This window comes from Cellulomonas hominis (assembly GCF_005239125.1).
Lineage (GTDB): Bacteria > Actinomycetota > Actinomycetes > Actinomycetales > Cellulomonadaceae > Cellulomonas > Cellulomonas hominis_A.
In genome coordinates this window covers 1-18632 of the sequence record NZ_SZYE01000064.1, presented here as the reverse complement: position 1 = coordinate 18632, position 18632 = coordinate 1, and the positions used below count along the sequence as shown (strand labels likewise).

16 protein-coding genes are annotated in these 18632 nt (G+C 74.9%); 11 read left to right on the top strand and 5 right to left on the bottom strand.

Translation table 11 applies throughout. The features are described 5' to 3' along the window. From FA014_RS09745 to FA014_RS09715, 7 genes are all read left to right on the top strand, one after another. A partial coding sequence (locus FA014_RS09745; protein WP_195969232.1) for a substrate-binding domain-containing protein occupies window positions 1-412 on the top strand: 412 nt, incomplete at its 5' end. Window positions 413-480: 68 nt separating this feature from the next. Then, window positions 481-1248 (top strand): HAD family hydrolase, encoded by a 768-nt coding sequence (locus FA014_RS09740; RefSeq protein WP_268865889.1) that lies wholly within the window; start codon window positions 481-483, stop codon window positions 1246-1248. Then, window positions 1245-3758 (top strand): glycoside hydrolase family 65 protein, encoded by a 2514-nt coding sequence (locus FA014_RS09735; RefSeq protein ID WP_154729489.1) that lies wholly within the window; start codon window positions 1245-1247, stop codon window positions 3756-3758. Before FA014_RS09740 ends, FA014_RS09735 begins: the two co-directional genes overlap by 4 nt. Before the next feature lie 472 nt (window positions 3759-4230). Further along, window positions 4231-6942: a bifunctional acetaldehyde-CoA/alcohol dehydrogenase gene (adhE, locus tag FA014_RS09730; protein WP_154729488.1), complete on the top strand. Its 2712-nt coding sequence runs from the start codon at window positions 4231-4233 to the stop codon at window positions 6940-6942. Between the two features lie 172 nt (window positions 6943-7114). Further along, window positions 7115-7630, top strand: coding sequence for a hypothetical protein (locus FA014_RS09725; protein WP_154729487.1), 516 nt, complete (start codon window positions 7115-7117; stop codon window positions 7628-7630). Window positions 7631-7794: 164 nt separating this feature from the next. Continuing rightward, complete coding sequence (locus FA014_RS09720) at window positions 7795-7917, top strand: molybdopterin oxidoreductase (protein ID WP_154729486.1); 123 nt, start codon at window positions 7795-7797, stop codon at window positions 7915-7917. Window positions 7918-8097: 180 nt separating this feature from the next. Beyond that, entirely contained in the window at window positions 8098-9381 is a 1284-nt protein-coding gene (locus FA014_RS09715; protein ID WP_154729485.1) for an aminotransferase class I/II-fold pyridoxal phosphate-dependent enzyme, read from the top strand. A 140-nt stretch (window positions 9382-9521) separates the two neighbouring features. Here the strand turns inward: FA014_RS09715 and FA014_RS09710 are convergent, their stop codons facing one another. The 4 genes from FA014_RS09710 to FA014_RS09695 all read right to left on the bottom strand — a co-directional run bounded on the left by FA014_RS09710 (window position 9522) and on the right by FA014_RS09695 (window position 13320). After that, window positions 9522-10829, bottom strand: a complete 1308-nt coding sequence (locus FA014_RS09710) for a multidrug effflux MFS transporter (RefSeq protein WP_268865888.1) — start codon at window positions 10827-10829, stop codon at window positions 9522-9524. A 123-nt stretch (window positions 10830-10952) separates the two neighbouring features. Beyond that, window positions 10953-11381 (bottom strand): VOC family protein, encoded by a 429-nt coding sequence (locus tag FA014_RS09705; RefSeq protein WP_230323019.1) that lies wholly within the window; start codon window positions 11379-11381, stop codon window positions 10953-10955. Between the two features lie 2 nt (window positions 11382-11383). Further along, the gene (locus FA014_RS09700) at window positions 11384-12445 is read right to left on the bottom strand and encodes an adenylate/guanylate cyclase domain-containing protein (protein WP_154729483.1); all 1062 of its coding nucleotides are present in this window, start codon (window positions 12443-12445) and stop codon (window positions 11384-11386) included. Then, window positions 12442-13320 (bottom strand): biotin--[acetyl-CoA-carboxylase] ligase, encoded by an 879-nt coding sequence (locus FA014_RS09695; RefSeq protein WP_154729482.1) that lies wholly within the window; start codon window positions 13318-13320, stop codon window positions 12442-12444. Before FA014_RS09695 ends, FA014_RS09700 begins: the two co-directional genes overlap by 4 nt. 119 nt (window positions 13321-13439) lie before the next feature. Here FA014_RS09695 and FA014_RS09690 point away from each other — a divergent pair, with 119 nt between their 5' ends. From FA014_RS09690 to FA014_RS09675, 4 genes are read left to right on the top strand one after another with little or no spacing between them, the layout of a single operon-like run. Continuing rightward, a complete protein-coding gene (locus tag FA014_RS09690) occupies window positions 13440-15098 on the top strand; it encodes an acyl-CoA carboxylase subunit beta (RefSeq protein ID WP_154729481.1) in 1659 nt (552 codons plus the stop codon). Continuing rightward, on the top strand, window positions 15095-15685 hold the full coding sequence (locus FA014_RS09685; RefSeq protein ID WP_230323018.1) for a hypothetical protein: 591 nt from the start codon (window positions 15095-15097) through the stop codon (window positions 15683-15685). The genes FA014_RS09690 and FA014_RS09685 overlap by 4 nt, the downstream gene beginning before the upstream one ends. Then, a complete protein-coding gene (locus FA014_RS09680) occupies window positions 15682-15918 on the top strand; it encodes an acyl-CoA carboxylase epsilon subunit (protein ID WP_230323017.1) in 237 nt (78 codons plus the stop codon). The genes FA014_RS09685 and FA014_RS09680 overlap by 4 nt, the downstream gene beginning before the upstream one ends. Window positions 15919-15957: 39 nt before the next feature. After that, a complete protein-coding gene (locus FA014_RS09675; RefSeq protein ID WP_154729480.1) occupies window positions 15958-17673 on the top strand; it encodes a DUF885 domain-containing protein in 1716 nt (571 codons plus the stop codon). Window positions 17674-17758: 85 nt separating this feature from the next. On the opposite strand, the gene FA014_RS09670 is transcribed toward FA014_RS09675, so the two are convergent. Further along, complete coding sequence (locus tag FA014_RS09670) at window positions 17759-18466, bottom strand: vitamin K epoxide reductase family protein (protein ID WP_154729479.1); 708 nt, start codon at window positions 18464-18466, stop codon at window positions 17759-17761. Window positions 18467-18632 lie beyond the last annotated feature (166 nt).

The window sequence follows — 18632 nt, the reverse complement described above, 5'->3', positions numbered from 1 at the left end:
CACGGCCGCCGCGGACACCCCCGACGCCGCACTCGCCGCCGTGTCCCCGCTGCTCCGCGAGCCGGGCGCCGCGCCCACCGCGCTGGTCTGCGCGTCCGACGCCCTCGCGCTCGGCGCGCTCGCGGCGGTCGCGGACGCCGGCGCCACCCCCGGCCGGGACGTCGCCGTCACCGGCTACGACGACTCCGACCTCGCGGCGTTCGCGCGTCCCGGGCTGACGAGCCTGCGGCAACCGATCAGACTGGTGGCGCAGACCCTCGTCGAGCAGGTGCTGGACCGGCTCGGGGTCGACCTCGGGCGAGCACCGGCCCCGGCCGGGCTGGTGGCGCCGGAGCTCGTCGTCCGGGCGTCCAGCGCCGCGCCGGCACCGCGCGGCGCCGTCCCCGAACCGGCCGGGGCCCGCCCCGCCTGACGCCCGACCCGCAGCACCCGCAGCACCGACCAGCACCACCCGCACACCACGCCCCTGGGAGCACCACCGTGGCAACCGCAGCCGACCGCCCCTCCGCGGTCCTGGACGGCCTCGACGCCGTCCTGTTCGACCTGGACGGGGTCCTCACCCCCACCGCCGTCGTGCACATGCACGCCTGGGCGCGCCTGTTCGCGCCCCTGCTCGACGCCCGGGGGGCCGCGCCGTACACGGACGCCGACTACTTCGCGCACATCGACGGCAAGCCGCGCTACGAGGGCGTGCGGTCCCTCCTGGCCTCCCGCGGCATCGAGCTGCCCTGGGGCGACCCGGCCGACTCCCCGGAGACCGAGACGGTCTGCGGCCTCGGCAACCGGAAGAACGCCGTCTTCACCCAGGTGCTCGAGTCCGAGGGCGTCACGCCCTACCCCGGCTCGGTGCGCCTGGTCGACGCGCTGCTCGCGCAGGGCCGGAAGGTCGCCGTGGTGTCGAGCAGCCGGAACGCGGTGCCCGTGCTGGCCGCCGCGGGCCTGACCGACCGGTTCCCGCTCGTGGTCGACGGCCTCGTGGCCGCCGCGCACGGCCTGGCGGGCAAGCCGGACCCGGCGACGTACCTCTACGCGGCCGAGCAGCTCGGCGTGCCGCGCGAGCGCGCGGTGGTCGTCGAGGACGCCGAGTCCGGTGTCGCCTCCGGCCGGGCCGGGGCGTTCGGGCTCGTCGTGGGCGTGGACCGCGGCGCCGGCGCCGACGTGCTGCGCGAGCAGGGGGCAGACCTGGTGGTGGACGACCTCGCCGAGCTCGTCACCACGTCCGACGACTCCGAGAGCACCCTGCCGTGAACCCGACCTCCCTGTTCACCCCCGACCCCCTGGACCGCAACCGGTTCCCGAAGGACGAGTGGCGGCTGCGCGAGACGCGCCACGACGCCTCCGACCTGGGCCGGACCGAGACCCTGTTCGCCGTCGGCAACGGGTACCTCGGCATGCGCGGCAACGTGGAGGAGGGCCGGGACAGCCACAGCCACGGCACCTTCCTCAACGGGTTCCACGAGACCTGGCCCATCCGGCACGCCGAGGAGGCGTACGGCTTCGCCCGCGTCGGCCAGACGATCGTCAACGTCCCGGACGCCAAGATCATGCGGCTGTACGTCGACGACGAGCCGCTGCTGCTGACCGTCGCCGACCTGCACTCCTACGAGCGCAGCCTCGACTTCCGCGACGGCGTCCTCTACCGCGACCTGGTGTGGCAGACCCCGTCGGGCAAGCGGGTGCAGATCCGCACCCGGCGCATGGTGTCGTTCGCCGAGCGGCACCTCGCGGTCATGACGTACGAGCTGACCATGCTCGACGCCGACGCCCCGGTGGTCCTGAGCAGCCAGATCCTCAACCGGCAGGACGGCCAGGACGAGTACCACGTCCGGGCCGCCGCGATGGGCGAGGGCTTCGACCCGCGCAAGTCCGAGCGGCTGTCCACCCGCGTCCTGGAGCCCCGGACCCACTGGGGCGCCGAGGGCCGGTACGTCATGTCCTACCGGGCTGCCGCGTCCGGCATGACGCTCTCGGTCGCCGCCGACCACGACATCGAGACGGACAACGCCTACGAGGAGCTGTCGCTGGTCGAGGAGGACCTCGCCAAGCACGTCTACCGGATCGACGCCAAGCAGGGGCAGCCCGTCCGGATCACCAAGGTCGTCACCTACCACTCGTCCCGCGGCGTGCCCGCGCGCGAGCTCGCCGACCGGTGCCGCCGCACGCTGGACCGCGTGCAGGCCACCGGGGTCGAGCAGCAGTTCGCCGACCAGCGGGCGTGGCTCGACGACTTCTGGGCGCGCAGCGACGTCGAGGTGCCCGGCCAGCCCGACCTGCAGCAGGCCATCCGGTGGAACCTGTTCCAGCTCGCGCAGGCCACGGCCCGTGCGGAGGGCAACGGCATCCCCGCCAAGGGCCTGACCGGGTCCGGGTACAGCGGGCACTACTTCTGGGACACCGAGATCTACGTCCTGCCGTTCCTCACCTACACCTCCCCGCGGATCGCGCGGAACGCGCTGCGGTTCCGGTACACGATGCTCGACGCCGCGCGGCGCCGTGCCGCCGAGCTGAACCAGAACGGCGCGCTGTTCCCGTGGCGCACCATCAACGGCGAGGAGGCCTCCGCCTACTACGCGGCCGGCACCGCGCAGTACCACATCGACGCGGACATCGCCCACGCCGTGCGGCAGTACGTCGCGGCCACCGGGGACGACGACTTCCTGGCGCGGGAGGCGATCGACATCCTCGTCGAGACCGCCCGCATGTGGGCCGACCTGGGGTTCTGGCGCGGGACCAACGGCGACGCCTCGTTCCACATCCACGGCGTCACCGGGCCCGACGAGTACACGACGGTCGTGAACGACAACCTGTTCACCAACGTGATGGCCCGCGCGAACCTCCGCGGCGCCGTCGAGGCGGTGGACCGGCTCGCGCACGAGCACCCGGTCGAGCACGCCGCCCTCGTCGCCCGGCTGCACCTGACCCAGGACGAGCTGGACGAGTGGGCGCACGCCGCCGAGCGGATGCACATCCCGTACGACGAGCGGCTCGGCATCCACCCCCAGGACGCGAACTTCCTCGAGAAGGAGCTCTGGGACCTGGCCAACACGGACCCGGCCAAGCGCCCGCTGCTGCTGTACTACCACCCGCTGGTCATCTACCGGTTCCAGGTGCTCAAGCAGGCCGACGTCGTGCTGGCGCTGTTCCTGCAGGGCGACCAGTTCACCGCCGAGGAGAAGCTGGCCGACTTCGACTACTACGACCCGCTGACCACCGGCGACTCGACGCTGTCCGGCGTCGTGCAGTCGATCGTCGCCTCCGAGGTCGGGTACCAGGAGCTCGCGCTGCGCTACTTCACCTCCGCGCTGTACGTCGACCTGGCCGACCTGCACCACAACACCGCCGACGGCGTGCACGTCGCGTCGGCGGGCGGCGTGTGGAGCGCGCTGGCCTGCGGGTTCGGCGGCATGCGGGACCACGAGGGCGTCGTGTCGCTCGACCCGCGCCTCCCGGAGGTCTGGGACGGCCTGACGTTCCGGCTGACCCTCCGCGGCAGCCGGGTGCGGGTCGACGTCCGGCACACCGAGCTGCGGCTCACCGTCGAGGAGGGCGACGCCGCGGACCTGGTCGTGCGCGGCGAGCCGGTCAAGGTCACCGCGGGCGACCCGGTCGTGCTGCCGCTGGCGCCCGCGCCGCGGCTGATCGGCACGCCGACGGTCCGGGACATCGAGGGCACCCGGCGCGCGGACGGCACCCTGATGACGGCCAGCGTGCCGGACCACCCGACGGTGCTCACGCCGCCGCCCGCCTCGCACGACTGAGCGGCCGCGAGGCGCTCGCGGGTCGGCCCGCGAGCGCCTCGCGGAGCTGCCGGAGGACGCCGACGTCCTCCGGCTCGGAGCGCGAGAGACGCTGCCACCGGGACGCACCACCCGATGCGGCGCCGCCGCCCCTCGAACGGGGGGCGGCGGACCGTCAGAGCTCGGCAGAGCCGCCGAGCGAGCGCAGCGTGCGCCGGGCGGGGCGAGGTCGCCGCGCCAGCGGCCGAGGGCGAGCCGAGCGCGCCCTGGAGCCGCGGGCGGACGCACGCCGGCGTCAGGTGCAGCCCGTCGTGCCGCGTGACGAGGACGTCCTCGGCGGCCCGGACACTGCCCCGCGGCCGGGCCCTCCAGCCGGGACCGAGGTCCCCGGGACTCCGGTCCCAGACTTTGTGAAACTTTTCTCGATACCGTTCTGGTCGTGAGGTCGACGGAGCCCTCCGCACCCCAACCCATCACCCTCGGGAGAGTCCCCGTGACCACCACGACGACGAGCACCGACACCGCCGCGGCCATCGACCAGCTGGTCGCCGGCGCCACCAAGGCGCTGGCCGAGTACGCCCGCTTCACCCAGGAGGACGTGGACCGCCTGGTCAAGAAGGCCGCCGTCGCGGCGCTCGACCAGCACGGGCAGCTCGCCGAGCTGGCCGTCGAGGAGACCGGTCGCGGCGTCTTCGAGGACAAGGCCGTCAAGAACATCTTCGCCTGCGAGCACGTCACCAACTCGATGGCGGCGCTCAAGACCGTGGGCGTCATCTCCCGCGACGAGATCAACGGCATCACCGAGATCGCCGAGCCGGTCGGCGTCATCTGCGCCATGACCCCGGTGACCAACCCGACGTCGACCGCGATCTTCAAGTCGCTCATCGCGCTGAAGACCCGCAACCCGATCATCTTCGCGTTCCACCCGAACGCGCAGAAGTCGTCCGTGGCCGCCGCCCGCGTCGTGCGGGACGCGGCGATCGCCGCCGGCGCCCCCGAGAACTGCATCCAGTGGGTCGAGACCCCCTCGATGGAGGCCACCGGCCTGCTGATGAACCACCCCGGCGTCTCCACCATCCTGGCGACCGGCGGCAACGCGATGGTCCGGGCCGCGTACTCCTGCGGCAAGCCGGCCCTCGGCGTCGGCGCGGGCAACGTCCCGGCCTACATCGAGAAGACCGCCAAGCTGAAGCGGGCCGTCAACGACGTGGTGCTGTCCAAGTCGTTCGACAACGGCATGATCTGCGCCTCCGAGCAGGCCGTCATCCTGGACGACGAGATCTACGACGCCGCGCTCGCCGAGTTCGCCGTGCTGCACGCGTACCGCGCCAGCAAGAAGGAGAAGGCGCTCCTCGAGAAGTTCATCTTCGGGGTCGAGGCCAAGGGCAAGAACTGCGGCGACGCGAAGCTGAACCCGACCGTCGTCGGCAAGTCCCCCCAGTGGATCGCCGAGCAGGCCGGCTTCACCGTCCCCGCCGACACGTCGATCATCCTGGCCGAGGTCGGCTCGGTCGGCCCGAGCGAGCCGCTCACCCGCGAGAAGCTCTGCCCCGTCCTCGCCGTGCTGCGGGCCACCTCCACCGAGCAGGGCATCCAGCTCGCCGAGCAGATGGTCGAGTTCGACGGCCTGGGCCACTCGGCCGCGATCCACACCCAGGACGACGCGCTCACCGAGGAGTACGGCAACCGGGTCAAGGCGATCCGCGTCATCGCGAACGCGCCCTCCTCGCTCGGCGGCATCGGCGACATCTACAACGCCTTCATCCCGTCGCTGACCCTGGGCTGCGGCTCCTACGGCCACAACTCGGTGTCGAACAACGTCTCGGCGATCAACCTCGTCAACATCAAGCGCGTGGGCCGGAGGAACAACAACTTGCAGTGGTTCAAGGTCCCGGCCAAGACGTACTTCGAGCCGAACGCCATCCGCTACCTGACCGACATGGCCGACGTCGAGCGCGTCACCATCGTCACCGACGCGACCATGACCACCCTCGGCTTCGTCGACCGCGTCCTGGACGTCCTGCACCGCCGCGGCAACAACGTGTCCGTGCAGATCATCGACCAGGTCGAGCCCGAGCCGAGCGTCAAGACCGTCCAGGCCGGCGCGGCGCAGATGCGGCACTTCCGCCCCGACACGATCATCGCGCTCGGCGGCGGGTCGCCGATGGACGCCGCCAAGGTCATGTGGCTGCTGTACGAGCACCCGGAGATCGTGTTCTCCGACCTCAAGCAGAAGTTCTTCGACGTCCGCAAGCGCGCGTTCAAGTTCCCGACGCTGGGTGAGCTGGCCAAGCTGGTCTGCATCCCGACCACCTCGGGCACCGGCGCGGAGGTCACCCCGTTCGCGGTCATCTCCGACCCGGACGCGGGCAAGAAGTACCCGCTCGCGGACTACGCGCTGACCCCGACGGTCGCGATCATCGACCCGGTCCTCACCTCGAAGATGCCGCGCTCGCTGGCCGCCGACTCCGGCTTCGACGCCCTGACCCACGCCACCGAGGCGTTCGTCGCGGTGTATGCGAACGACTTCACCGACGGCATGGCGCTCCAGGCCATCCGCCTCATCTTCGACAACCTGGCGCAGTCGGTGAACGGCGACCCGGCCGACCCGGCGACCAAGGACGCCCGGGAGAAGATGCACAACGCGGGCACCATCGCCGGCATGGCGTTCGGCAACGCGTTCCTCGGGATCGTGCACGCGATGGCGCACGTCATCGGCTCCACGTTCCACCTGGTGCACGGCCGGACCAACGCCACGCTGCTGCCGCACGTGATCCGGTACAACGGCCAGATCCCGACCAAGCTGACCAGCTGGCCGAAGTACGAGCACTACGTCGCCCCGGAGCGGTTCCAGCAGATCGCCCAGATGCTGGGCCTGCCGGCCGAGACCCCGGAGCAGGGCGTGGAGTCCTACGCCCTGGCGATCGAGGCGCTGCGCGCGAAGGTCGGCATCCCGTCGTCCTTCCAGGCGCAGGGCGTCGACGAGCAGGACTTCCTGTCCCGGCTCGACGAGGTCGCCATGGGCGCCTACGAGGACCAGTGCGCGCCCGCCAACCCCCGCATGCCGATGCGGGCGGACATGAAGGACATCATGACCGCGGCCTACTACGGCACCTCCGTCGCGGAGGTCCGGGGCCGCCGCGAGCAGCAGGGTGCGCAGAGCGCGCCCGCCGGGGCGGGGGCCCCGGCGCCGGCCGACGCCTGAGCGTCCGCCCGGCCTGACTCCAGGCCGCTGCTCGCCGAGCGCCCCGCCCGCGACCACACGTCGCGGGCGGGGCGCTCCTCTGCGTCCGGGGCCGACCGCCCGGTCCGGCTCCCCGGGGTGCTCCGAGGTGCGCCTGGCACACTGGGCCGTCCACCGACGAGGAGGCCCGCCGATGACCACCCGCCGCACGACCCGCCGCACCCGCACCGCGCTCGCCCTGCCGCTCGCGCTCGGCGCCGCCCTCACGCTGGGCGCCTGCTCCCAGGCCGAGGACATCGCGTCCCAGGCGCAGTCCGTCGCCGACTCCGCGAGCGAGGCCGCCGGCAACCTCCGCGACCTCGCCGACTCCGCCCGCGAGCGCGTCGAGTCCGCCCGGGCCACCGTCGACGACGTCACCGCCCGCCTCCAGGACCTCGACGCCGGCGCCCGCGAGGCGACGCAGGGCGCGCTCGACCAGGCGTCCACCGCCATGGACGACGCGACCGCCGCGCTGGACGAGGCGCAGACCGACGGCAGCGCGGCCGCGCAGGAGCACCTCGACTCCGCGCAGGCCGCGCTCGACTCCGCCCGCGGCGCGCTCGACTCGGCGTCCACGCAGGTCGACGCCACGACCGCCGACGCGCTCGACCGGCTGGCGCAGCAGGTCGAGGAGCTGTCGCAGCAGGTCCGGCAGGCCGAGCAGGGCTGAGCCCGGCCGGCGGGCGGGTGGCCCGCGGGGGGGGTCGGGCGCCGGCCGGACCGCGGCCGGGTCGGCGGGCGGGTGGCGACCGGGTGACGCGCCGCGCGCGAAGTCACCCGGCCGGGTCCGGCCCGACCGCTTGAGCCGGGGCGCGTGGTGCCGATCACAGGAGCATGACCACGCACCAGCCCCGCCCCCGGACCCGGCACCACGTGCCGTGGTGGGTCGCGTGCGCGTGGGGCTCGCTGGTGCTGCTGGTCCTCGCGGGTCTGGCGGCCGCCTCGGGCGTCCTCTGACACCCGCCGTTCCCGCCCCTCCCGGCAACCGACCGCCGAGACCGCGGCACCTGCGGGGTTCCGGGACCGGCAACCCCGCACCTGCTGCGATCTCGGCGCCCGCGACGCCCGCGACGCCCGGCAGCGCGCGACGCGGGGCGTCGGCTAGCCTCCCTCGGGTCCCCTCACGAACGGACCGCGATGACCGGCACGCCCTCCTCCCCCGCCCGCCCCACGACGCCCGGCCGGTGGCGCGACGTCGCCCGGGCCGCCGGGCTGCTCGGCGCGGACGGCGTGCCGCGGCCGACGATCTTCGCCGAGATGTCGGCGCTCGCCGCGCGCACCGGTGCGCTCAATCTCGGGCAGGGGTTCCCGGACGTCGACGGCCCGGAGTCGGTGAAGCGGGTCGCCGCCGAGGCGATCGCCGCGGGCGTGAACCAGTACCCGCCGGGGCCCGGCGTCCCGGAGCTGCGCCGCGCGGTCGCCGAGCACCAGCAGCGGCACTACGGCCTGAGCCCGGACCCCGACGCCGAGGTCCTGATCACCACCGGCGCCACCGAGGCGCTGGCCGCCGCCGTGCTCGCGCTCACCGAGCCCGGCGACGAGGTCCTGACGCTCGAGCCGTTCTACGACTCCTACGCCGCGGTCATCGGGCTGGCCGGCGCGCGACACACCACCGCCCCGCTCGCGGCGGCCCCGGACGGGTTCCGGCTGGACGCCGACGCGCTGCGCGCCGCGGTGACCGACCGGACGCGGGTCATCCTGCTGAACACGCCGCACAACCCGACCGGCGCGGTGCTGACCCGCGAGGAGCTCGCCGTCGTCGCCGAGGTCGCCGAACGGCACGACTGCGTGGTGGTCACCGACGAGGTCTACGAGCACCTCACCTACGACGGCGTGCCGCACGTGCCGTTCGCGACGCTGCCCGGTGCCGCGGACCGCACGCTCACCATCTCCTCGGCGGGCAAGACATTCTCGTTCACCGGCTGGAAGATCGGCTGGGTCACCGGGCCGGCGGCCCTCGTCGACGCGGTGCGCGCGGTGAAGCAGTTCCTCACGTACGTGTCCGGCGCGCCGTTCCAGCCCGCGATCGCGCACGCGCTGGACCTGGAGACCACGGACTCCCCCGACGCCGGGTACGTGCGCGGGCTCGCGGCGTCGCTCGCGGCGCGCCGGGACCTGCTGAGCGCCGGCCTGACGGCCGCGGGCTTCGACGTCGTCCGGCCGCAGGGCACGTACTTCGTCGTGGCCGACGCCGCGCGGCTGCTCGCCGGCCCGCTCGCCCGGCACGGCCTCCGGGACGCCGCCGACCTGTGCCGCGCGCTGCCCGGCCTCGCGGGCGTCGTCGGCGTGCCGGTCGGGGCGTTCACGCACGACGGCTCGGCGGCGGACCGCGCGCTGCGCACCGCGGTGCGGTTCACGTACGTCAAGCAGGAGCCGGTGCTCCACGAGGCGACCGCGCGCCTCGCCGCCCTGGCGGCCTGACCGGGCCCGCCAGCCGCCGCCCGCCACCCGCGCCCGCGCCCCTGGTTCCCACCCGATCGTCGCGCCGCCGCCCGGCGGACGGGGTGGCGGTGCGACGAAGCGGTGGGGACCAGGCCCGCGCGGACCGACCCCCGCGGGCGTCAGTGGGTCTGGACCGCCGTGGCCAGGCCGCCCTCGGTCCAGCCGCCGCGGCGGTACGCCGGCGTCGCGAGCGCCAGCACGAGCAGCGCGCCGCCCGCGCCGGCGAGCATCACGGTCGCCATCGCCCACGCCGACTCGCCCAGCACGCCCACCAGCGGCGCGACCACGCCCGAGACGCCCGCCTGGAGCGCGCCGATGAACGCCGCCGCGGTGCCGGCCCGCTCGCCGTGCCGGGACAGCGCGATGGCCGAGGCGTTGGGCGGCGTGAAGTTGACCAGCGACATCGTCAGGAACAGCACCACCAGCAGCGCGGGCAGACCGCCCCACCCCGTGATCGCGATGACCAGCAGCGCCAGCACCAGCACGAACGACGCCGGCAGGGCGACCCGGATGATCTGGATGGGCGCGTACCGGCGGACCAGCGCGGCGTTGATCTGCGCGCCGCCGACCAGCCCGATGCCGTTGATGGCGAAGATCAGCGCGAACTGACCGGCCGTGAGCCCGTACCCCTCGCGGAGCACGAACGGTGAGCCGACGACGTAGCTCATCAGCACCGCGAGCCCGAGGCCCGGCAGCAGCGCCAGGGCGACGAAGTGCCGGTCCTTCAGCAGCACCCGGTAGCCGCGCCACACGCCGCGCGACGTCGGCAGCCGGCGCTCGGCGGGCAGCGTCTCCGGCAGCCGGAGCAGCACGACCACCCACAGGCCGGCGCCGTAGATCGCGAGCGCGACGAACACCGCGCGCCAGCCCCACTCGCCGGCGATCAGCCCGCCGACGCTCGGGGCGAACAGCGGGGCGACGCCGATGACCAGCATGAGCCGGGACAGCAGCCGGGAGGCGTCCGGCCCGACGAACCGGTCCCGGATGACCGCCATCGCGACCACGGAGGCCGAGGCGTTGAAGAACCCCTGCACCATGCGCAGCCCGATGAGCGGGACGATCGCCGGCGCGACGGCGCACAGCAACGACGTCACGACGTGCAGCGCGACCCCGATCAGCACGGGCAGCCGGCGGCCGAACCGGTCGGACAGCGGGCCGATGACCAGCTGCCCGGCGGCGCCGCCCACCAGCATCATCGTCATGGTGAGCTGCGCGGCGGCGGCGCTGGTGTCCAGATCGCGCGCCACGTCGGGCAACGACGGCAGGTAGATGTCGGTGGTGATCGCGGGCAGCGCGGTCATGACGCCGAGCAGCAGGACGTACTTGGCGCTGGGGCGGAACGCGGGCGCGGGGCCGGGTGCGGCCGTCGACGCCGCCGCGGCCGTCGAGGGTCGGGCGGGGTTCGGGACGGGTTCGCCGGTGCTCATCTCGTGCTGCATCGTCGCACGCGCGCGGCCCCCGGGCGAATCGATTCGACCCCTACCCAGGTCACGGCCGCGAGCGCCGCCGGGACCGGGCAGGACGCCGGCGCAGCGCCGTCGCGGGGCGGCTCAGTCCGCCGGGTCGAGCTCCTGGAACACCGTGAGCTGCAGCCCCGCCGGGCCCTCGAGCCGCGCGTTGAGCGAGCGCCACGGGGTCTCGGTGGGGGGCGCGAGGAGCTCGGCGCCGCCGTCCTCGACGAGCCGCTCGGTCGTCGCCCGGGTGTCGGCCACCTCGAAGGCGACCCGGACGTGCCGGGCGACCTGGCGGCCCACCTCGACGTCGTCGATCAGCCGCTTCTGCGCGGGGTTCGCGATCTCGAGCGTCGCCCGCCCCGCGTCCAGGATCGCGACGTGCGCGCCGTCGCCGCCCTCGTAGGCCTCGAGCTGCTCGAGCCCGAGCACGTCCCGGTAGAACGCGAGCGCGGCGTCGTAGTCCTCGGCCTCGACCACCAGCCGCAGCTGGCGGACGGGCCGCCGCTCGTCCGGTGCGCCCGCCACCGTCACGCCCGCCGGACCCGGACCGGGGCCAGCGCCCCGATCCCCTCGAGCTCGCGCTCGGGCAGCGGCTCGAGCAGCATCCCCGGCGCGTCGAGCAGCAGCCGCGCCGTCGCCGGGTCGGTGAGCACCGTGCTCGGGTCGGCGATGTCGGTGAGCCGCGCCGCCACGTTGACCGACGGCCCGAACACGTCGCCGAACCGGGACAGCACCCGGCCCCACACCACGCCGACCCGCACGGGCGTCACGCCGCGGGCGCCCTCGGCGATGCCGCCGGCCCCGCGCTCGCGCTCGACGTCCAGGTCCCCGCCGAGCACCCGTGCGAGCTCGAGCGCCACCTTCGCGCCGGTCCGCACGTCGTCGGCCACGAACAGCACCGCGTCGCCGATCGTCTTGACCACCCGGCCGCCGCACTGGGTCACCACGTCCCGGGCCGCGGTCTCGAACCGCTGCACGAAGTCCGACAGGTCGGTGGACCCCAGGCCGGCCGTGCGGCGCGTGAACGACACCATGTCGGCGAACCCGACGGCGCGCGCGAGCGGCAGCGCGGCGGGGTCCGCCCCGGCGCCGGCGTCGCCCCCGGCCGCGAACTCGACGGCGTAGCGGGCGGCGATCGAGGCGAGGTGCCGGCGGTAGGCGTGCAGCAGCTGCGCCTCCAGCACGGGCGCGAGCCGCGGCAGCTCGTCGAGCACGGCGCGCCGGGCGGCCGGGTCGTCGAGGTCGCGCCGGGTCGCCATGTCCTCCACCAGCGCCTCGACCTGCCACAGCGCGAGCCGGTCGCTGGTGTGCCCGAGCGCCCGCGTCAGCGAGATCATCGTGCGGCTGCCCACCTGGTCCTCGCGCAGCAGCGCGGCGACCCGCTCGACGGCCTCCGCGTCCCGGCCGGTGAACGCGACGTCGTCGGCGTCCGGGTGCGGCAGCCCCAGGGTCCGCCAGTACAGCCGGACCAGGTCCAGGTCGAGCCCCGAGCGGTCCGCGAGGTCCCGGAGCGACAGCGTCCGGGGGCCGCCGAGCAGCGCCGCGTCCAGCGCGGCCGCCTGCACCCCGTCCTGCACCTCGTCCGTCACGACTGCGACCCTAGTTCACCGACCGGGCGGACGTGACGCACGTCACCGGCGAGCAGCACCCGCTCGGTGCCGGACGCGTCCCGGACGACCAGGGCGCCCTGCGGGTCGATCCGCTCGGCCGTGCCGCGGAGCTCCGTGCCGTCGGGCAGCGTCGCGCGGACGGTGCCGCCGAGGGTCAGGCAGGCGTCCGCCACCGCCGTGTCGAGGCCGGCCGCCGTGACGTCGCCGTCGTGGTCCTGCCAGCGCTCGAGCACCGCGACGACCTCCCCGACGAGGGCCACGAGCAGCGCCGTCCGGTCGACCGCCCCCGCCCCGGCCGCGCGCAGCGACGTGGCGCTCGGCACCGGCAGCTCCGCCGGCCCCTGGTCCACGTTCAGGCCGATGCCGAGCACCACCGCGTCCCCCGCCGGCGCGACCTCGGCCAGGATGCCGGCGACCTTCCGGCGCGGCCCCCAGCCGGGCAGGTCGGCGCCGTCCGGGGCGGGCACCAGCACGTCGTTCGGCCACTTGACCCCGGCCGCGAGCCCGGTCGCCGCGCGCACCGCGCGGGTGACGGCCAGCCCGGTCAGCAGCGGCAGCCAGCCCCACCGCGCGCGCGGCACGCCCGGGCGCACCGCCAGCGACAGCGTGAGCGCCGCGCCGGCCGGCGTGGTCCAGGCGTGGTCGGCGCGGCCGCGGCCCGCCTGCTGGTGCTCGGCGACCAGGAGCCCGCCGTCGGCCCACGCGGGGTCGGCGGCGACGCGCGCCAGCAGCTCGGTGCTGGTCGATCCGGCGGCGGGCAGCACCTCGCACCGGCGCAGCGGCCCCGCGGGGTGCAGCAGGGCGGCGCGCAGCTCGGGGACGCGCAGGGGCGCGCGGGGGTCGGTGTCGTCCACCGCCCCATCCTCGCCCGCCCGGCTCGCGGCGGCGTTGTGGCATTCGCACGACCCGGCGCGCGGGAGTCCGTGCCCGTCGCCCAGGCCCGCGGCGGCGTCCGGCCACTAGCCTCGTGCGGGTGACCGACCAGCTCCCGGCGGACCAGCCCGCCGCCACGCCCGAGCCCGCCGCGCCGGAGGCGCCCGCCGCGACCGCCGCACCCCGGCCCGCGGGCACCGCCGCCAAGGTCGCCGACCTCGCCGACCGGCACCGCCGCGCCGTCACCGAGCCCGAGCAGGCGGCGGCGACCAAGCAGCACGCCCGCGGCAAGCGCACCGCCCGCGAGCGCATCGAGCAGCTGCTCGACCCCGGCTCGTTCACCGAGCTCGACGCGTTCGTGCGGCACCGCTCGACGAACTTCGGCCTGGAGAAGAAGCGGGTCCCCGGCGACGGCGTGGTGGTCGGCCACGGCACCGTCGACGGCCGCCCCGTCGCGGTCTACTCGCAGGACTTCACGGTGTTCGGCGGCAGCCTCGGCGAGGTGCACGGCCAGAAGATCACCAAGGTCATGGACCTGGCGCTGCGCACCGGGATGCCGCTGGTCGGCATCAGCGACGGCGGCGGCGCGCGCATCCAGGAGGGCGTCGCGGGCCTCACCCAGTTCGCGGAGATCTTCCGGCGCAACGTGGCCGCCTCGGGCGTCATCCCGCAGATCAGCCTGATCCTCGGCCCGTCCGCGGGCGGCGCGGTGTACTCGCCGGCGCTCACCGACTTCATCGTGATGGCCGACGGCACGTCGAACATGTTCATCACCGGGCCCGACGTGATCCGCGCGGTGACCGGCGAGGACGTCGGCTTCGAGGAGCTCGGCGGGGCGACCACGCACAACACGCGGTCCGGCGTCGCGCACTACCTGGCGACGGACGAGGACGACGCGCTCGACTACGTGCGGTCCCTGCTGTCCTACCTGCCGCAGAACAACCTCACGGACCCGCCGGCCTACCCGCAGGAGGCCGACCTCGACGTCACCGACGAGGACCTCGAGCTCGACACCCTGGTCCCGGACTCCGACAACCAGCCGTACGACATGCGCACCGTCGTCGAGCACGTGCTGGACGACGGCGACCTGCTGGAGGTCCAGCCGCTGTTCGCCCGGAACGTGCTGGTCGGCTTCGGCCGGGTCGAGGGGCACGCGGTCGGGATCGTCGCGAACCAGCCGCTGACGATGGCCGGCACGCTCGACATCGACGCCGCCGAGAAGGCGGCCCGGTTCGTGCGGACCTGCGACGCCTTCAGCATCCCGGTCCTGACGTTCGTCGACGTGCCGGGCTTCCTGCCCGGGACCGACCAGGAGTGGAACGGCATCATCCGCCGCGGCGCGAAGCTGATCTACGCGTACGCCGAGGCGACCGTCCCGCTGGTCACCGTGATCACCCGCAAGGCGTACGGTGGCGCGTACATCGTCATGGGGTCGAAGCAGCTCGGCGCCGACGTGAACCTGGCCTGGCCCACGGCGCAGATCGCGGTCATGGGCGCCGGCGGTGCGGTGAACATCCTGCAGCGCGGTGCGCTCAAGCAGGTCGCCGAGGCCGGCGGGGACGTCGAGGCCGAGCGCGCCCGGCTCACCCGCGAGTACGAGGAGGCCATCGTGAACCCGTGGGACGCCGCCGACCGCGGCTACGTGGACGCCGTCATCGCGCCCGCCGAGACCCGCACGCAGATCGTGCGCGCGCTGCGCGTGCTGCGCACCAAGCGTGCGGCGCTGCCGCCCAAGAAGCACGGGAACATCCCGCTGTGACCGGCGACCCGCTGCTGCCCGGCCCCGGCGAGCACGACGACCACGGCGGCCACGAGCACGACCACGGGCACGACCACGCCGGCGGCGCCCACGGTCCCGAGCCGCTGCCGGGCGTCGACACCGCCGCGATGCACGGCGTCGTGGACGGGCTCGCCGCCGCGCTGCACGAGTACGTGGACACCGCCACGGGCGTGCGCGCCGAGTTCGGCGCCGCCGAGGCCGACGAGGACCCGCGGGTGCTCGCGCTGGAGTCCCGCGTCTCCGCGCTGAACGCCCGCCTGTACGACCTGCTGCACGAGAGCCTCGGCATGCACTCCGAGCTCACGGGCATGACCTGGGAGGACGAGAGCGCCCCCGCGGAGGCGCCGGCCGCCGACGAGGACACCGACGAGTTCCACCTCGGGTTCGTCGTCAGCATGCCCGCCGGGCCGCACGACCAGTCGATCGACGCCGTGCTCGGCATCGTCGACAACGGCGGCGCGGAGATCGTCGAGCGCCTGCTGGACAGCGGGTTCACCGTCGAGGGCTGGGGCGCGTCCCGCGGGGCGCCGGTGTCGTTCGACGACGACGAGGACGGCGAGGCGTGAGCGCGGGGGACGGCGTGGCGCTGCCGCACGTCCAGGTGGTCCGCGGCACCCCCGACGACGTCGAGCTGGCCGCGCTCGTCGCCGGGCTGGTGGCCGCGTCGGTGCCCGGGGACGACGACGCGGTCGAGGACGGGCTGCCCCGCCCGGCCTGGGGCGACCGCGCCCGCTCGCTGCCCGGCGCCCGCGGTGCCTGGCGCACCGGGCCGGACGCCTGGCGGCGCAGCCTGCGCTGACGCCGACGCCCGGACCGCGCCGCGGGTAGGGTCGACCGGGTGAGCACTCCTGACACCACCGGGGCGCCGCAGCGCCCCGCGACGCCCATCGACGCCGTCGCCGACGCCTACGTCAGCACCTACGCCGCCCTGGACTCGTTCGACGCGACCGCGCTGGGCATCCCGGGCCACGACCACGAGGTCACCGACCTCTCCCCCGCCGGCCACGAGGCCCGCGCCGACGCGACCCGCGCCACGCTGGCGCAGCTCGACGGCCTGGCCCCGGCCGACGAGGTGGACGCGATCACGCTCGCCGCGATGCGCGAGCGCCTCGGCCTGCACCTCGAGCTCGACGCGGCCGGGGAGACGCTCGCCGACCTCAACGTGATCGCCTCGCCCGTCCAGGGCATGCGCGACGTGTTCGACCTCATGGCCACCGACGGCCCCGACGCCTGGTCGACCGTCGCCCAGCGCCTCGCCGGCCTGCCCCGCTCCGGCGCGGGCTACGTCGAGTCGCTGCGCCTCGCCGCGTCCCGGGGGCAGGTCCCCGCGATCCGGCAGGTGCGCGAGGCGATCGCCCAGGCCGAGGAGCTGGCCGACCCCGCGTCGTCGTTCTTCACCTCCTTCGTCGCCGGCCCGGAGGCCGCCGCGGCCGTGGCGGCCGGCGGCGACGCGCTGCGCGCCGACCTGGAGCGCGGCGCCGAGGCCGCCCGGCAGACCTACGCCGACCTGGTGACGTTCCTGCGCGACGAGCTCGCCCCGCAGGCGCCCGAGGCCGACGCCGCCGGCCGCGAGCGCTACGCGCTGTGGTCCCGGTACTTCCTCGGCGCGACCGTCGACCTGGACGAGACGTACCAGTGGGGCCTGGAGGAGCTCGCGCGGGTCGTCGCCGAGCAGGAGGCCGTCGCCGCCGAGATCGCCGGGCCGGGCGCGACCGTCGAGCAGGCCGTGGCCGCGCTCGACGCCGACCCCTCCCGCCGGCTCGAGGGCACCGAGGCGCTGCAGCGGTGGATGCAGGAGACGTCCGACGCCGCGGTCGCCGCGCTCGACGGCGTGCACTTCACCATCCCGGACGCCATCCGCACCCTCGAGTGCCGGATCGCCCCGACCCAGAACGGCGGGATCTACTACACCGGCCCGTCCGACGACTTCAGCCGGCCCGGCCGGATGTGGTGGTCGGTGCCGCCGGAGGTCACCACGTTCAACACCTGGCGCGAGAAGACGACCGTCTTCCACGAGGGCGTCCCGGGCCACCACCTGCAGATCGGCCAGGCCGTCTTCAACCGCGCCCAGCTGAACTCCTGGCGCCGGCTGGCGTGCTGGGTGTCCGGCCACGGCGAGGGGTGGGCGCTGTACGCCGAGCGGCTGATGGCGGACCTCGGCCACCTGGACGACCCGGGCGACCGGCTCGGCATGCTCGACGGGCAGCGGATGCGCGCCGCCCGCGTGGTGCTGGACCTGGGCGTGCACCTCGGCCTCGAGGCCCCGGAGCGCTGGGGCGGCGGGACCTGGGACGCCGACAAGGCGTGGGAGTTCCTCCGGGCGAACGTCAACATGCCGGAGCAGTTCATCCGGTTCGAGCTCAACCGGTACCTGGGCTGGCCCGGCCAGGCGCCCTCGTACAAGATCGGCCAGCGGATCTGGGAGCAGATCCGCGACGGCGCCGCCTCGTCGGCGCAGGCCCGGGGCGAGGCGTTCGACCTGCGGGCGTTCCACGCCCGGGCGCTCGGCATGGGCGCGCTGCCGCTCGACGTGTTGCGCACCGCGCTGGCCTGACCGGCGCGACGAGGGCCCCCGGACCTGCGCGGTCCGGGGGCCCTCGTGCGTGCGGGGGCGGCGGCGCGCGCGGCGCCGCGCGCGCTCAGGAGGCCAGCAGCGTCGGGCCGTACTTGAGCAGGATCGCGGCGACGAACAGCACGAGCACGGCGGTCGTCACGTACCAGTCGGTGCCGGACGCCACGAACCCGCGCGCCCACGGCCCGGCGCGCCCGGGCAGCCGCAGGTGCCCGTCCCGGACGTTCCACCGGGTCAGGCCGGCCCACACCAGCGTGGTGGTCACGGTGATCAGCAGGCACCAGGGGCACAGCGCCTTGATGACGAAGTACGACTGCAGGAACAGCCACCACGCGAACACCAGGGCGACCGTGTACAGCGCCTGGGTGCCGAGCATGTACCAGCGCGGGAACCGCACGCCCGCGATGCCCGCCACCGAGATCGCGATGACCACCGACTCGAACGCGATGCCGAGGAACGCGTTGGGGAAGCCCAGCAGCTGCGCCTGCCACGTCCGGGCGACCGTCCCGCAGGAGATCACCGAGCTGATGTCGCAGCTGAACGTGGCCGCGGGATTCGCCGCGAGGTGCCACGCCTCGACCGACAGCACGAACGACGTGAACAGCCCGATCACGCCGGACACGACCATCTCGATCGCGGTCCGGCGGCGCCAGGCGGCGCGCGCGGGCGAGTCCGGGTCGTCGTCCACCGGGTCGTGGTCGAGCAGGTCGGTCGGGTCGGGTGCCGCCCCACGCGGGCGCGTGGCCCGGGCGCTGTCCTCGGTCACGGGCGTCATCGTCGCATCCCCTCCTGGGAGTTCCCCGGACATCATCGGCACACCGGCGGTGCGGCCCGAGGGACGTACGTCCCCGACCTCGCCGTACGCTCGCCCGGTGACGACCCTGGTGCTCGCCTCCGCCTCCCCCGCTCGGCTCGCGACCCTGCGGTCCGCGGGCATCGAG